Origin of the sequence: Pseudomonas sp. NPDC090201, assembly GCF_044746825.1 — a bacterium.
GTDB lineage: Bacteria > Pseudomonadota > Gammaproteobacteria > Pseudomonadales > Pseudomonadaceae > Aquipseudomonas > Aquipseudomonas putida_AD.
Window position 1 is genome coordinate 479,601 of the sequence record NZ_JBIVCX010000002.1, and the last position, 14,921, is coordinate 494,521.

11 protein-coding genes are annotated in these 14,921 nt (G+C 62.7%); 10 read left to right on the forward strand and 1 reads right to left on the reverse strand.

What is annotated here, in order from left to right; genetic code table 11:
• Positions 1–369 precede the first annotated feature (369 nt).
• The 7 genes from ACIPOO_RS08310 (at position 370) to ACIPOO_RS08340 (ending at position 10,395) form a co-directional block, all read left to right on the forward strand.
• Entirely contained in the window at positions 370–2,853 is a 2,484-nt protein-coding gene (locus ACIPOO_RS08310; protein ID WP_400605792.1) for a glycogen/starch/alpha-glucan phosphorylase, read from the forward strand.
• A gap of 194 nt (positions 2,854–3,047) precedes the next feature.
• Positions 3,048–5,882, forward strand: a complete 2,835-nt coding sequence (locus ACIPOO_RS08315) for a DUF2339 domain-containing protein (protein WP_400605794.1) — start codon at positions 3,048–3,050, stop codon at positions 5,880–5,882.
• Positions 5,879–7,258 (forward strand): DUF3999 domain-containing protein, encoded by a 1,380-nt coding sequence (locus tag ACIPOO_RS08320; RefSeq protein ID WP_400605796.1) that lies wholly within the window; start codon positions 5,879–5,881, stop codon positions 7,256–7,258. The genes ACIPOO_RS08315 and ACIPOO_RS08320 overlap by 4 nt, the downstream gene beginning before the upstream one ends.
• Before the next feature lie 212 nt (positions 7,259–7,470).
• Positions 7,471–8,481: a class 1 fructose-bisphosphatase gene (locus tag ACIPOO_RS08325; RefSeq protein WP_274134965.1), complete on the forward strand. Its 1,011-nt coding sequence runs from the start codon at positions 7,471–7,473 to the stop codon at positions 8,479–8,481.
• Between the two features lie 8 nt (positions 8,482–8,489).
• Positions 8,490–9,092, forward strand: coding sequence for a DUF924 family protein (locus tag ACIPOO_RS08330; protein ID WP_400605799.1), 603 nt, complete (start codon positions 8,490–8,492; stop codon positions 9,090–9,092).
• A 467-nt stretch (positions 9,093–9,559) separates the two neighbouring features.
• Positions 9,560–9,814 (forward strand): outer membrane protein assembly factor BamE, encoded by a 255-nt coding sequence (bamE, locus tag ACIPOO_RS08335; RefSeq protein ID WP_274134969.1) that lies wholly within the window; start codon positions 9,560–9,562, stop codon positions 9,812–9,814.
• 35 nt (positions 9,815–9,849) lie between these two features.
• The gene (locus tag ACIPOO_RS08340) at positions 9,850–10,395 is read left to right on the forward strand and encodes a lipocalin family protein (protein WP_400606347.1); all 546 of its coding nucleotides are present in this window, start codon (positions 9,850–9,852) and stop codon (positions 10,393–10,395) included.
• Between the two features lie 102 nt (positions 10,396–10,497).
• On the opposite strand, the gene ACIPOO_RS08345 is transcribed toward ACIPOO_RS08340, so the two are convergent.
• Positions 10,498–11,862 carry a formimidoylglutamate deiminase gene (locus ACIPOO_RS08345; protein ID WP_400605801.1) on the reverse strand — a complete coding sequence of 455 codons (1,365 nt, stop codon included), beginning with the start codon at positions 11,860–11,862 and terminating at the stop codon, positions 10,498–10,500.
• 197 nt (positions 11,863–12,059) lie between these two features.
• Between ACIPOO_RS08345 and hutC the strand changes: the two genes are divergently transcribed.
• The 3 genes from hutC to nhaA all read left to right on the forward strand — a co-directional run bounded on the left by hutC (position 12,060) and on the right by nhaA (position 14,785).
• Positions 12,060–12,770 (forward strand): histidine utilization repressor, encoded by a 711-nt coding sequence (hutC, locus tag ACIPOO_RS08350; protein WP_274135000.1) that lies wholly within the window; start codon positions 12,060–12,062, stop codon positions 12,768–12,770.
• Positions 12,767–13,360, forward strand: coding sequence for a HutD family protein (locus tag ACIPOO_RS08355; RefSeq protein ID WP_400605803.1), 594 nt, complete (start codon positions 12,767–12,769; stop codon positions 13,358–13,360). Before hutC ends, ACIPOO_RS08355 begins: the two co-directional genes overlap by 4 nt.
• A gap of 246 nt (positions 13,361–13,606) precedes the next feature.
• The gene (gene nhaA, locus ACIPOO_RS08360; RefSeq protein WP_400605805.1) at positions 13,607–14,785 is read left to right on the forward strand and encodes a Na+/H+ antiporter NhaA; all 1,179 of its coding nucleotides are present in this window, start codon (positions 13,607–13,609) and stop codon (positions 14,783–14,785) included.
• The last annotated feature ends 136 nt before the right edge of the window (positions 14,786–14,921 follow it).

Genomic DNA, 14,921 nt, shown 5'->3' on the forward strand with positions numbered 1-14,921 from the left:
CAATCGGCATGCTTGCCTGTTTCTGCCGGCCTGTCACCCCTGATTAGATGAACAGGCACACGAGCACCGATCAGTGTAGGAGCGCGCTTGCCCGCGACGAACTTATGACGCGGCCATTCTGTAACACCCTGTTGTCACCATCGCGGGCAAGCGCGCTCCTACAACCGTTCAGCGAAACTGGAACGATCAATGCAAGCGTTCAGGCATTGCCCGGCGAGGTGAATCCTCTGCGAACCTGAGCGCCGTACCCGAGTCGAACCGTGGGTCGTGCAACCGGATATTTACTGTCATACGCAGGAAATAACCGGCTGCACACCCTACAGTCAATCAACCCCATTTAATCGTCCAACCAACTTGAGGTCGTACCCGATGTCTCCGGAACCCAACGTTCGTGACGCTGAAGTGGCAGCCTTTCGTGAAGCTGTGCTGAACAAGCTCGAGTATGCCGTCGGCAAGGACGCCGACCATGCGTTCGACCATGACTGGTTCATGGCCATTGCCCTGGCCACCCGCGACAAGATGGCCGAGCGCTGGATGAACCACACGCGCTACATCTATCGCCAGGAACGAAAACGCGTCTATTACCTTTCACTCGAGTTCCTGATCGGACGCCTGATGTTCGACAGCCTGAGCAACCTCGGCATCCTGGAAACCGCCCGTGAAGCACTCAAGGGCCTGAACGTCGATCTGGAAAGAATCCGCTCGCTCGAACCCGATGCTGCGCTGGGCAACGGTGGCCTGGGGCGTCTGGCGGCCTGCTTCATGGAAAGCATGTCGACCTTGGGTATCGCTGGGCACGGCTATGGCATTCGCTACGAGCACGGCCTGTTTCGTCAGGCCATCGTCGATGGCTGGCAGCAGGAGCAGACCGAGAACTGGCTGGATTTCGGCAACCCGTGGGAATTCGAACGTCCGGAAGTGATTTACCAGATCGGTTTTGGCGGCAGCGTGCAGCCGGTGCTCGACGTGACCGGTGCGCCGGTGCTGGATGCCTCGGGTGAAACACGCCAGAGCTGGACCGCCGGTGAAACCGTGCGGGCGATTGCCTATGACACCCCGGTGGTCGGCTGGCGCGGCAAGGCGGTGAACACCCTGCGCCTGTGGCGTGCCCGGGCCGTGGAAGACCTGCACCTGGAGCGCTTCAACGCCGGCGACCACGTGGGTGCGGTGGCGGAAGTCGTGCGCGCTGAGAGTATTTCCCGCGTGCTGTACCCCAACGACAGCACCGAAGCCGGCCAGGAACTGCGCCTGCGCCAGGAATACTTCTTCGTCTCGGCCTCGCTGCAAGACCTGCTGCGCCGGCACAAGAACATGGGCTACGAGATCAACAGCCTGCCGGAACACGCGGCGATCCAGATGAACGACACGCACCCCTCGATTGCCGTGGCCGAGCTGATGCGCATCCTGATCGACCTGTACGACGTGGAGTGGGACGAAGCCTGGCGCATCACCGTCGGCACCCTGGCGTACACCAACCACACCCTGCTGCCCGAGGCGCTGGAGACCTGGTCCGTGGGCCTGATGGAGCGGATGCTGCCGCGCCACATGCAGATCATCTACATGATCAACGCCCAGCACATCGACCAGGTGCGTGTGGAGCACAAGGACGACCCGGACCTGTTCGGGCTGCTGCGCTCTGTGTCGCTGATCGAAGAAGAAAACGGCCGCCGCGTGCGCATGGGCAACCTGGCGTTCATCGGCTCCCACAGCATCAACGGCGTATCGGCGCTGCACACCCAACTGATGCGCAAGACGGTGTTCGCGCAACTGCACAAACTCTATCCCGAGCGCATCAACAACAAGACCAACGGCATCACCTTCCGCCGCTGGCTGTTCCAGTCCAACCCGACGCTGACCGCCATGCTGGTCAAGGAACTGGGCGAGCAGGTGCTCGACAACCACGAAACAGGCTTGCTCAAACTCGAACCGCTGGCCGACAAACCCGCCTTTCAGAAAGAGTTCGCCGCCCAGCGCCTGCACAGCAAGAAGGCTCTGGCGGCCATCGTGCAGGAACGCATGGGCATCACGCTCAACCCTGAAGCGCTGTTCGATGTGCAGGTCAAACGGATTCACGAGTACAAGCGCCAGTTGCTCAACCTGTTCCACACCGTGGCGCTGTATCAGGCCATGCGCGCTGACCCGAGCACCAACTGGGTGCCGCGGGTGAAGATTTTCGCGGGCAAGGCGGCGGCCAGTTATCACTCGGCCAAGCTGATCATCAAGCTGACCAACGACATCGCCCGTACCGTGAACAACGACCCGACCCTGCGCGGGCGGCTCAAGGTGGTGTTCCTGCCCAACTACAACGTCAGCCTTGCCGAAAGCATCATTCCGTCGGCTGACCTGTCGGAGCAGATTTCCACGGCGGGGCTTGAGGCGTCCGGCACCAGTAACATGAAGTTCGGCCTTAACGGCGCACTGACCATCGGCACCCTGGACGGCGCCAACGTGGAGATGAGCGAGCAGGTCGGGCTTGAGCACATGTTCATCTTTGGCATGACCGCGCAGGAAGTCGAAGCGCGCAAGCACGCCGGGGAATTCAACGCCCATAACGACATTGCCAGCTCCGCGCGCCTGAACGACGTGCTGCAGGCGATTCGCGGCGGGGTGTTCTCGCCGGACGATCCGTACCGGTACGTGGGGTTGATCGAGCAGTTGATCAACTACGACCGGTTCTTCGTCTGCGCGGACTTCGAGTCCTATTGGGCAGCTCAGGCCAGGGTCGAGGCGCGCTGGCACGACAGCAAGGAATGGTGGCGCTCGGCGGTGCTCAACACCGCGCGCATGGGCTGGTTCTCCTCGGACCGGACCATTCGCGAGTACGCCAACGATATCTGGCAGGCGCTGGATTGATCCGATAGCCACCCGACTGTAGGAGCGCGCTTGCCCGCGATTGCGGTGTGTCAGATGCAGATGTAAACCTGACACACCGCCCTCGCGGGCAAGCGCGCTCCTACAGTGCCGTTTATACAAAATGTTTCGTCTTCTCCTGCGCCCGATATACTCCTGACCATCGCCGTTCTACGGCTGGGAAGGGATGTCGTCGCGTGCAATGGATTCTTTTGCTGGCCGGGCTTTTCATTGGTGCGGTGCTTGATGAATCGCTGATGGGCGGTGCCGTGGGTGCGGTCATCGGGCTGGCGCTGGGCCTGAGCTTTCGCCTGTCTTCTGTCACTCGCGACGCGGCTGTGCAAAAGGCCGAATTGGCCAAGACACGCGACGCGCTTCACGCCATCGAACGACGCCTGAGCCAAGTGGATTCGGCCGCCGTGCAGATGCCGGACGCCCCCGTGCCTGGCCCGCTCGACATCCAGCCGGTCGCCGACACCGGCCCCGAACTGCTCTGGGACCTGCCCGACCTGGAGCCCGCACCGGCCCAGACCACCGGCGACTCCGAATGGCGCCAGCCTCCACATACCCCAACCCTCAAGGCCGCCGTTCCCGCCGCCCCCAACCTGTTCGACAGCGCCCTGCTGCGTGCGAAAAACTGGCTGCTGGGTGGCAATACCGTGCTGCGCGTGGGCGTAGTGCTGCTGTTCCTCGGTTTAGCCTTTCTGCTGCGCTACGCCACCGAAGGCATGGTCATCCCCATCGAGGCGCGCTACGCCGGGGTTGCGGCGGCTGCACTGGCGTTGCTGGGACTGGGCTGGTGGCTGCGCCGGCGCAATGAGTCCTTCGCCCTGATGCTGCAGGGCACCGGTGTGGCGGTGCTGTACCTCACGGTGTTCGCGGCGATGAAGGTGCATACCCTGCTGGCGCCGGGCATGGCGTTCGGCTTGCTGGTGGCGGTCACGGTGTTCTCGGCCATCCTGGCGCTGACGCAAAACTCCCTGGCGCTGGCCTGCGTGGCGGCGCTTGGCGGATTCGCAGCACCGCTGCTGACCTCCTCCGGCGAAGGCAGCCACGTCGCACTCTTCAGCTATTTCGCCTTGCTCAACACAGGCATTTTCGCAATTGCCTGGTTCAAGGCCTGGCGCCCGCTGAACCTGATCGGCTTCGTCGGCACGTTCGGTATCGGCTTCGCCTGGGGCCTGAACGACTACACGCCGGAGCTGTTCTGGAGCACTGAACCGTTCCTGGTGCTGTTCTTCCTAATGTACCTGGCCATCGGCCTGCTGTTCGCCCGGCGCAAGTTGCAGGAACACGCCACCGGCCCCGAGGACGACAGCCGCGAGGCGATGCTGCGCTGGTCGGCCCGGCAGAGCCACTACGTAGATGGCAGCCTGTTGTTCGGCACGCCCATTGCCGGCTTCGGCCTGCAATACGCGCTGGTCCGGCACATCGAGTTCGGCGCGGCATTCAGTGCGCTGGTGCTTGGCCTCCTTTATATGGGCATCGCGCGGCTTCTGGCCGGGCGTGCATCGGAGCGCTCGGCACTGCTGGTGGAAACCTGCCTGTCACTGGGCGTGGTGTTCGCAACTTTGGCGATTCCGCTGGGCCTGAGCGCGCAATGGACAACAGTCGCCTGGGGGGTCGAAGGCGCGGCGGTGTTCTGGCTCGGCATGCGCCAGAACCGGCTGCTGGCACGCTTTTTCGGACTGCTTTTGCAACTGGGCGCAGGCTTTGCGTTCATCGGCATCGTGGGACGCTGGTATTCGCCAGGCTTCAATCACGGGGATTTCTGGACGCCGCTGATTATCTCGCTGGCCGGCCTGGTCAGTGCCTTCACTGTCGAGCGAATCGGCACGCTGCGCCTTGGCATCAGCGAGCGCGTATTGCAGCCGGCGCTGTTGATCTGGAGTGCGGTGTGGTGGTCGGTGGCGCTGTGCGTCAGCACCCATTACGTGCCGGGCGCCCGGGAAGTGCCGACGCTATTGCTGCTGGGCGCCATGACTGTCGGCCTGTGGACTCTTGCCTCGCTGCGCCTGAAGTGGCCAGGTCTTGCGCAACTGTGCGTCCTGCTGACACCTGCCAGCTTCGCCCTGCTGGGGCTGATGCTGTTCAACCCCTATTATAACCCGGCTGCCGACTGGGGCTGGCTGGGCTGGCTTGCGGTGTTCACCGTTCACCTGCTGTCGCTCAGGCAACTGGACGCCGTGCTGATCCCGCGTCTGCGCAGCGCCGCTCACGTACTCGGTTGCTGGCTGATCCTTGGCGTGCTGTCGCTGCAATTGCGCTACGGCCTGCTGACGCTTTCCGAGTCCTACAACGCCTGGCGCTGGCTGGGTTGGGCGCTGCTGCCGAGCCTGTACCTGCTGGCGATAACGGCACCGCGCAACTTGCCATGGCCGATAGATGCCTACCCTCGCGAATACCGCGTGTGGGCCGCCGCGCCGCTGGCGGTATTGATGCTCGCCTGGTTCTGGCTGGCCAACGGGTTCAGCGACGGCAACGCTGATCCGCTGCCCTATATTCCGCTGATAAACCCGCTGGAACTGGGCTTGATGATCGCCCTCGCCGGCATCTTCAGCTGGACGCGCAACCGGCTGCCACAACTAGGTGTAAGCGCCGAGTACGCTCGCAAAACCGCGCTGGTCATTGCCGGGGCGTCGGTATTTGCGCTGGTCACCGCGATGGTCATGCGCAGCGCTCACCATTGGGCCGGGGTGGCGTGGCACACCGAGGCGCTGTTCGAATCGATGCGCGTGCAGGCGGGGCTGTCCATCGTCTGGACCCTGATGGCGCTGGCGCTGATGATCGGCGGACACCTTCGCTCGCGCCGCGACATGTGGATCGTCGGCGCGGCCTTGATCGGCATCGTGGTCGCCAAGCTGTTCTTTGTCGAACTGAGCAATCGCGGAGGGCTTGAGCGAATCGTCTCGTTTATCGGCGTTGGCATTCTGTTGCTGGTAGTGGGATATTTCGCCCCATTACCGCCGAAAATCCCTACACGCAGTCAGGCTTCAACTGACGCCGCACCCACGGATTCGGCACCGCAATGAAGTACAGGAGTCAGTCGTTGAGTCGTCAGTCCATCGCCAAGGCCGCTGTTTTCGGCGCTCTGCTGTGCGCGGCATTCCTGGCTCAGGCCGAAGATCTGCCAGATGATTTCACCAGCCACACGCCTCTGACCCTCAGCGGCGAGGGCCCTTGGTATCGCCTTGAACTGCCGCTGGCCGCGCAACTGAACGCCCGCCAGGGCACGCTCGACGATGTGCGTGTGTTCAACTCCGACGGCCAGGCCCAGCCTTACGCCCTGACCCTGGGCGAACCCCAGCGTGCCGAGGATGAAACCGCCGTCGCGGTGAAGTGGTTCCCGCTCTACAACAGCGACGACGCCAGGGACGCAGAGCCGAAAATCCGCGTCCAGCGCACCACCAGCGGCACCCTCGTGGAAGTCCAGCCGCAGGGCGAAATCGAGGCGGGCGAGGAAATCCTGCGCGGCTGGCTGCTCGACACCAGCGCCCTGAACGCCCCGCTCGACCAACTGATTATCGACTGGAGCACCGAGCGCGAAGGCTTTCAGCGCTTCAGCATCGAAGCCAGCGACGACCTGCAACACTGGAAGCGCTGGGGCGAAGGCCAGGTGGCGCGGCTCTCGTTCGCCGATGAGCTGGTCGAGCAACGCGTCGTCACCCTTCCCGGCCGCAACGCCCGCTATTTGCGGCTGCTGTGGAACGTCCCGCAAACGGCTCCGACCCTGACCGCCGCGCAGGTGGTGAGCACCCGCCCCGGCGTGCTGCCGCTGAGCTGGTCACCGGCCATCGCTGGCAGCGTCGAAAAACCCGGCGTGTACATCTGGCAATTGCCGGTGGCCCTGCCCCTTGAACGCATGAAGGTGGAGATTGCCCAGGCCAACAGCCTCGCCCCTGCCACTTTGTTTGGCCGCCGCGACAGCAATGCGCCGTGGCGCCAGATCGACAGCGGCTTGCTGTATCGCCTGACCCAGAACGGTCAGGACGTGGTGCAGGACGAGATGGAACTGCCCGGCGAAGTGGTGCAACAACTCAAACTGGAAGTCGACGACCGCGGCGGCGGTCTTGGCAAGGACGCGCCGAAATTGAGCTTCGCCGTGCGCGCCACGCAGTTGGTGTTCCTCGCTCGGGGCGCCGCGCCTTACAGCCTGGCCATCGGCAACGCGACCATCAAGGGCGCAAACCTGCCAATGTCGACGCTGATCCCCGGCGTGACACCCGAAAAGCTCGCCACCCTGGGCAGCGCGACACTGGCGACGCCGCCCAAGGCCACCGCGCCCGCATTGCCGGTGGCAAGCGGCCCGGACTGGAAGCGCATCGGCCTGTGGGCCGTATTGGTGCTGGGGGTGTTGCTGCTGGGCGCGATGGCGCTGAGTACGCTGCGCAGCGCCCGGACAAAATAAATCAGGCAACCCGTACACAACCCGGGAGCGGCGCTGAACCGATCCCGCAGTGAAAAAAATGCGCGAGATAGACCTCAACTTGTCATTGATGAACGCCTACGCTCATGTAGCCCGTGAACTCATTCACTACCAAGTCGGTCTGACAGGCAGTATTAAGTCCTGACTCGCGCTAAACTGTGCGCGTTTTTTCTTCCCCACCTTCGGAGCTATCCATGTCCCGCGTTACCCTGAGTCGCTATCTGATTGAGCAGACCCGCAGCAACAACACTCCTGCCGATCTGCGCTTCCTTATCGAAGTGGTGGCGCGTGCGTGCAAGGAAATCAGCCATGCCGTATCCAAGGGCGCCCTGGGTGGCGTGCTGGGCAGCATGGGCACTGAAAACGTCCAGGGCGAAGTGCAGAAGAAGCTGGACGTGATGTCCAACGAAATCCTGCTGGAAGCCAACGAATGGGGCGGTCACCTGGCCGGCATGGCGTCCGAGGAAATGGACAACGCCTACCAGATCCCGGGCAAATACCCGAAGGGCGCATACCTGCTGGTATTCGACCCGCTGGACGGCTCGTCGAACATCGACATCAACGCCCCGGTCGGCACCATCTTCTCGGTACTGCGCTGCCCGAATGAATACCTGAGCCAGAACGAAGCCCTGAACGAAAAGGCTTTCCTGCAGCCAGGCACCCAGCAGGTCGCTGCCGGCTACGCGATCTATGGCCCACAGACCATGCTGGTGCTGACCCTGGGCGACGGCGTGAAAGGCTTCACCCTGGACCGCGAAATGGGCAGCTTCGTGCTCAGCCACGAAGACATCAAGATCCCGGAATCCACCCAGGAATTCGCGATCAACATGTCCAACCAGCGCCACTGGGAAGCCCCGGTCAAGCGTTACGTCGAAGAGCTGCTGGCTGGCGAAGAAGGCCCGCTGAAGAAGAATTACAACATGCGCTGGGTTGCGGCGATGGTTGCCGACGTGCACCGCATCCTGACCCGTGGCGGCCTGTTCATGTACCCACGTGACGCCCGCGAGCCTTCCAAGCCGGGCAAACTGCGCCTGATGTACGAAGCCAACCCGATGTCGTTCCTGGTGGAACAGGCCGGTGGCGCGTCCACCGACGGCCACCAGCGCATCCTCGACATCCAGCCCGAAGGCCTGCACCAGCGTGTCGCGGTGTTCCTGGGTTCGAAGGAAGAAGTCGAGCGCGCCACCTCGTACCACAAGGCGTAACAGGCCCGATGAGCACGCCCTGGTCGCCTCTGCTGCACTGGTGGTTCGGCTCTGCCGAATCACCGAGCGAGGTCGCCAGGGAAAAGAACGGGCTCTGGTTCGGCAAGAAACAATCCCAGGACGCCGACGCGCAACAGCGCTTCGGTGATCTGGTGGATCAGGCGCTGGCAGGCGGGTTGGCCGACTGGACCGACTCCCCGCAGGGCTGGCTGGCACTGGTGCTGTTGCTCGACCAGCTGCCGCGCATGATCTTCCGCGACACCCCCCAATCCTTCTCCGGCGACACACGTGCCCAGCAAGTGGTCAGCGATGGCCTCAAGCGCGAACACGACTTGGCGCTGTCCCCGCTGCAACGCACCTTCATCTATCTCGTGCTTGAACACACCGAAAGCCTTCAGGCTCAGGACGAAGCCATCTGCCGCTTCACGTCACTGATACCCCTTGTGCCCGAAAGCGAACGCGGCTACCTGACCCAGACCCTGGACTACGCGAAGAAACACCGTGTGGTGATCGAGCAATTTGGCAGGTTTCCTCATCGCAATGAGGTGCTGGGTAGAGCTTCTACGGAGGAGGAAGTGGATTTTTTAAAGGTGCCTGGGTCGCGGTTTTGAACACCTCTGCGTCGACCTCCTCGAAAACATCTTTAACGCTTTCAAATTCTCCAGCCGCGATCTCGGCTCGCCCAATCTCAAAGATTTTCAGCAGAGCTTCAGTTTGATGATTGGTAAACGAAGGCATGCACATCCCTTACTTTTCTTTATCGCCCATAGTAGCTTTTAAGCGAATAACAATTCTGTTTCTGCCGGAGGCGTAGGAGCGCAGCTTGCTCGCGATCTGCCGGGAACCGGAAGTAAAATCGGACACCTTGGCTGTACCAGACAAGCCCAGTGTGCCGAGGTTACTACCGCTTCGCGCTAGATCGTCAGCAAGCTGGACTCCTACGCCCTCCGGGCCGAATCAAAAGCAGGTCGCACCGTAAGTTAAGGTCCGTCAGGGAACCAGATTCGGCTTTTTCTCTTCTAAGCTTTCGGTATCACGCCCCGCGGCGTAGCCCCCTTTCGATCCAGGAGCTTCATCCATGTCTTTGCGCTCTCTCGCGTTGTTGTCGTTCTGCGTGTTGCTGGCCGCGTGCAGCAAGATCAATCAGGAAAACTATTCGAAAATCTCGGCGGGCATGTCTAAGGCAGAAATCGAGCAGCTTCTGGGTAGCCCGACCGAATGCTCGGGCGCGCTGGGGATGTCCAGTTGCACCTGGGGCGACCAGAAGACGTTCATCAGCGTGCAGTACGCCGCAGACAAGGTCGTGCTGTATTCGGGTCAGGGGCTCAAATGAGCCTGCGCCGCTTGATGTGTGTCGGCGCGTTGACGATGGCGACGTGCTGGCTGGGCGCCTGCGCGGAAACCCCGCAAGGCGAGTCGATGGCGCCACGGACCGAAGATCACGTGGACCTCAAGCGCTATCAGGGCACTTGGTATGAGCTGGCGCGCATGCCGATGTTCTTCCAGCGCAACTGCGCGCAGTCGGAGGCGCATTACAAGCTCAAGCCCGACGGCAACATCGGCGTGACCAACCGCTGCCGCACCACCGAAGGCAAGTGGGAGGAAGCCACCGGCACGGCCTCGCCGCAGGTCGAGGGCAAAACGGACAAATTGTGGGTGGTGTTCGACAACTGGTTCTCGCGCCTGCTGCCGGGCGTTGCCAAGGGCAACTACTGGGTGCTGTACGTCAGCGACGACTACAAGCAGGCCATCGTCGGCAACCCCAACCGCAAGTACCTGTGGCTGCTATCGCGCACCGCCCATGTGAGCGATTCGATCCGCAATGAGATGCTGATGAAAGCCCAGCAGCAAGGCTACGACACGACCCGGCTGATCTGGCGGGTGGAGGATTCGAAGATCGCTGCGCCGCAGTGATCTTCGCTGTAGGAGCGCGCTTGCCCGCGATGGCGGTGTGTCAGACCTGATGTAATACCTGACACACCGCTATCGCGGGCAAGCGCGCTCCTACAGGTCGGGCTAACCCAACAACTCGCGCAAAACCTGCGCGAACGCCTGGCGGCTTTGTTCTTCGTCGGCGTGGCGCCCCTCACGGATCACCCAGCGTCCGTTGACCATCACCTCACGCACCTGACGATCCCCGCCGGCAAACAGCCAGCGGTTGAGGATCGCATCCCCCGAGGCCGTGGCCAGGTACGGATCGTTGCCGTCGAGCACCAGCCAGTCCGCGCGTTTGCCAACTTCCAGCGCACCGATCGGCTGGCCCATCGCCTGGGCACCGCCGAGCAAGGCAGCGTCATACAGGGTGCGGCCGACCATCGGCTGATCGGCGCGATACAGGCGGTTGCGGCGCTGGTCGCGCAGGCGCTGGCCGTATTCCAGCCAGCGCAGTTCTTCGACCACACTCAAGGAAACGTGGCTGTCCGAACCAATCCCCCAGCGTCCGCCCTGGGCGATGTAATCCACTGCCGGGAAGATGCCGTCACCCAGGTTGGCCTCGGTGGTCAGGCACAGGCCAGCCACCGCGCGGCTCCTGGCCATGGCCGCGACTTCATCGGGTTCGGCGTGGGTCGCGTGCACAAGGCACCAGCGCTCATCGACATCGACGTTCTGGTACAGCCACTGCAATGGACGCAGGCCACTCCAGGCCAGGCAGTCGTCGACTTCCTTCTGCTGTTCGGCGATGTGGATGTGCACCGGGCACTGCTTGTCGCTGGCGGCCAGTACTTCGCTGATCTGTTGCGGGGTCACGGCGCGCAGCGAATGCAGGCACAGGCCCAGCGCCTGGGCCGGTTGCGCGGCGACAAGCGGCTTGAGGCGCGATTGCAGTTCCAGGTAACTCTCGGTGCTGTTGATGAACCGACGCTGCCCTTCGTTCGGCGCCAGCCCGCCAAAGCCCGAGTGGGTGTAGAGCACCGGCAGCAGGGTCATGCCGATTCCGACCGAACTGGCGGCCTGGCTGACCTGCAGCGCCAGCTCCGCCGGGTTCGCGTAGGGCTTGCCGTTGGTATCGTGGTGGACATAGTGGAACTCGGCCACCGAGGTGAACCCGCCCTTGAGCATCTCGATGTACAGCTGCCGGGCGATCACGCCCAGTTGCTGCGGGCTGATCTGCCCGACCAGGCGGTACATCAGGTCGCGCCAGGTCCAGAAGCTGTCGTTCGGGTTACCCGCCACTTCGGCCAGCCCCGCCATCGCCCGCTGGAATGCGTGGGAGTGCAAGTTGGGCATGCCCGGTACCACCGGACCGTTCATCAGTTCGGCGCCCTGACGCTCGGCATCGGCCTGGACTTTGGTCAGCAGGCCATCGGCGCCGACCTCAAAACGTACGTTGTTGGCCCAGCCAGCAGGCAGTAACGCACGTTCGGCAAAAAAAACGGACATAACCTCGCACCCCTCGCGTGAAATTGTCTATACATATACAGACGTTTGCCTGCTCGGTAAACTGCTCCACGCTTGTCGGCACCCGCATTAATGGTTAGCGTGGTGCCTGTTCGTGCTTCGTTACCTTTGATTCATCACGTCAAAACAAGGATTTTTCTGTGCCGACTCCGCCTGCCTCCTCTCCGCTGGCCGCCCAGATGGGTGAAAGTCCGGCGCCGTTGTACGCCAGGGTGAAGCAAATGATCACCCAGCAGATCCAGAACGGTACCTGGCCGCCACACCACCGCGTACCGTCCGAAAGCGAGCTGGTGACCCAGCTTGGCTTCAGCCGCATGACCATCAACCGTGCCCTGCGTGAAATGACCGCAGAAGGCCTTTTGGTGCGCATGCAAGGTGTAGGCACATTCGTCGCCGAGCCCAAGACTCAATCCGCGCTGTTTGAAGTCCACAACATCGCCGACGAAATTTCCGCTCGCGGTCACACCCACACCTGCCAGGTGATCACCCTCTGCGAAGAGGCCGCGGGCTCCGAGCGCGCCCTGGCGCTGGACATGCGCGAGGGCCAGCGGGTGTTTCATTCGCTGATCGTGCATTTCGAGAACGGCCTTCCCGTGCAAATCGAGGACCGCTTCGTCAACGCACTGGTCGCCCCGGAATACTTGCAACAGGACTTCACCAAACAGACGCCCTACGCCTACCTCAACCAGGTGGCGCCGCTGACCGAAGGTGAGCACGTGGTCGAGGCGATTCTTGCCGAAGACGACGAATGCAAACTGCTGCAGATCGAGAAGGGCGAACCCTGCCTGCTGATCCGCCGCCGCACCTGGTCGGGCCGTCAGCCCGTGACCGCCGCCCGCCTGATTCACCCCGGCTCACGCCATCGCCTGGAAGGACGTTTCACCAAATGACCCAACTGACTCTGCTGCGCGCCGTCAATTACCCACGCATGCCCTGGAAGAATGGTGGCGGCAGCACCGAGGAAATTACCCGAGACGCGGGAGAAGGCCTGGACGGTTTCGGCTGGCGCCTGTCGATTGCCGATATCGGTGAGTCGGGCGGGTTTTCTGTGTTCGACGGTTACTTGCGCATCATCACCGTGTTGCAGGGCGCGGGCATGACGCTGAATATCGACGGCCAGGACAGTGAGGCGCTGCTGCCTTCCGATCCGTTTGCGTTCAGCGGTGACAGCCAGGTGTCGTGCACCCTGCTCGATGGTCCCATCCGCGACTTCAACCTGATCTACTCCCCGGCCCGCTACCGCGCCCGGTTGCAGTGGATCGATGTGTTGCAGCCGCAGCGTTTCTTCAGTTCGGCCAATGTGTTCCTGGTGTTCAGCGCCGCTGAGCAGATGGCGGCCAACGTGGCTGAACACCCGCCGCAGTTGCTGGACCGCCATGATTGCCTGCAACTGGACAATGCCGAGGGGTCGTTGCTGGAAGTGGTGCTGTATGCGCCCCGGGCGAGCCGCTGCTGCGTGATCGAACTGACCGCCGTTTGACTCGATCCGTAGCAGCCCGGCCGGGCTGCTACGGTGGTATCAACCTGCGATCGCGTGTATTTGTGTGACACACCGCCTGACTCTGTAGGAGCGCGCTTGCCCGCGACCGCGGTGTGTCAGGAGCGTATTTGTGTCTGACACGCCGCCGTCGCGGGCAAGCGCGCTCCTACAAGCGGTACGCCGGCGACCGTCGTGACGACGCAATTGTGTTAATTTGCGCCCTTTGCCACGCTCACAAGGACGCGCATGACAACGCCCATCTCCAACACCGAAACCCCGCGCGCCCTCGCCATCCTGACCCGTTTCCTCGCTTCGGAATCCGCTGGCGGCATCGTGCTGATGGGGGCGGCGCTGGCGGCGATCATCGTTGCCAACTCGCCTATGGCGCCCTTCTACTTCGCGGCGTTGCACAGCGTGTGGGGTGGTTTGTCGGTCGAGTTGTGGATCAACGACGGGCTGATGGCGATCTTCTTCCTGATGGTCGGACTGGAAATCAAACGCGAAGTGCTGGCCGGCGGCCTCGCCACCTGGGGCCAGCGCGCCTTGCCCGGTTTCGCGGCAGCAGGCGGGATGCTGGTGCCGGCACTGATCTATGTCGCGATCAATTCAGGTCATGCCGAAACCCTCAGTGGCTGGGCGATCCCGGCCGCCACTGACATCGCCTTCGCGTTGGGCGTGCTGTCGTTGTTGGGCAAGCGCGTGCCAACCTCGCTGAAAGTCTTCCTCGCCGCATTGGCGATTCTTGACGACCTGGGCGCCGTGACCATCATCGCGCTGTTCTACAGCACCGGCCTGAACCTGCCGATGCTCGGCGCATCCTTCGCCACCCTTGCAGTGCTGGTGATCCTCAACCGCACCGGCGTTCAACGCTTGTTGCCGTACCTGGTGCTGGGCTTGTTGCTGTGGTTCTTCGTATTGCAATCGGGGGTACACGCAACACTGGCCGGCGTGGCGCTGGCGCTGTGCATTCCATTGGGCACCCGCCAGGAAGAGGCGCGGTCGCCGCTGCTGTTCCTGGAAGAAAAGATGCATTACTGGGTGGCCTTCGCCGTGGTCCCGGTGTTCGGCTTTGCCAACGCCGGCGTCTCGCTCTCGGGCATCACGCTGGGCAATCTGGTGGATCCGGTGCCGCTGGGCGTCGCCCTCGGTTTGTTTGTCGGCAAGCAGGTCGGCGTGTTCCTCGCTGCGGCCCTGGCGATCCGCTCGGGCCTGGCGACGCTGCCCGAGAACAGCAACTGGACGCAGATGTACGGCGTGGCGCTGCTGTGCGGCATCGGCTTCACCATGAGCCTGTTCATCGGCAACCTGGCCTTCCCGGGCGCGCCGCATCTGATCGACGAAGTGAAGGTCGGCGTGTTGCTGGGTTCGATCCTTTCGGCCATCGCCGGGGTGTTGTTGTTGCGTAGCCGATTGGCGCAACGCTGACCGCGCCGCCCAATGACCTCCCGTGCGTCGTATCCAAGTGTTTGATCCTTGTACGGCCAGCTATTCTCATCCCCAGACGAGACAAAAAACCGGGCGCCATTGCTACCAGTGAGTTCCCGGATCAAGCGCGGCGCGG

Excerpts from the sequence above, each read along its gene's own strand:
- ACIPOO_RS08310 (WP_400605792.1), top strand. The coding sequence starts at position 370 with ATGTCTCCGGAACCCAACGTTCGTGACGCTGAAGTGGCAGCCTTTCGT.
- ACIPOO_RS08320 (WP_400605796.1), top strand. The coding sequence starts at position 5,879 with ATGAAGTACAGGAGTCAGTCGTTGAGTCGTCAGTCCATCGCCAAGGCC.
- ACIPOO_RS08325 (WP_274134965.1), top strand. The coding sequence starts at position 7,471 with ATGTCCCGCGTTACCCTGAGTCGCTATCTGATTGAGCAGACCCGCAGC.
- ACIPOO_RS08330 (WP_400605799.1), top strand. The coding sequence starts at position 8,490 with ATGAGCACGCCCTGGTCGCCTCTGCTGCACTGGTGGTTCGGCTCTGCC.
- bamE (WP_274134969.1), top strand. The coding sequence starts at position 9,560 with ATGTCTTTGCGCTCTCTCGCGTTGTTGTCGTTCTGCGTGTTGCTGGCC.
- ACIPOO_RS08340 (WP_400606347.1), top strand. The coding sequence starts at position 9,850 with ATGGCGACGTGCTGGCTGGGCGCCTGCGCGGAAACCCCGCAAGGCGAG.
- ACIPOO_RS08345 (WP_400605801.1), bottom strand. The coding sequence starts at position 11,862 with ATGTCCGTTTTTTTTGCCGAACGTGCGTTACTGCCTGCTGGCTGGGCC.
- hutC (WP_274135000.1), top strand. The coding sequence starts at position 12,060 with ATGGGTGAAAGTCCGGCGCCGTTGTACGCCAGGGTGAAGCAAATGATC.
- ACIPOO_RS08355 (WP_400605803.1), top strand. The coding sequence starts at position 12,767 with ATGACCCAACTGACTCTGCTGCGCGCCGTCAATTACCCACGCATGCCC.
- nhaA (WP_400605805.1), top strand. The coding sequence starts at position 13,607 with ATGACAACGCCCATCTCCAACACCGAAACCCCGCGCGCCCTCGCCATC.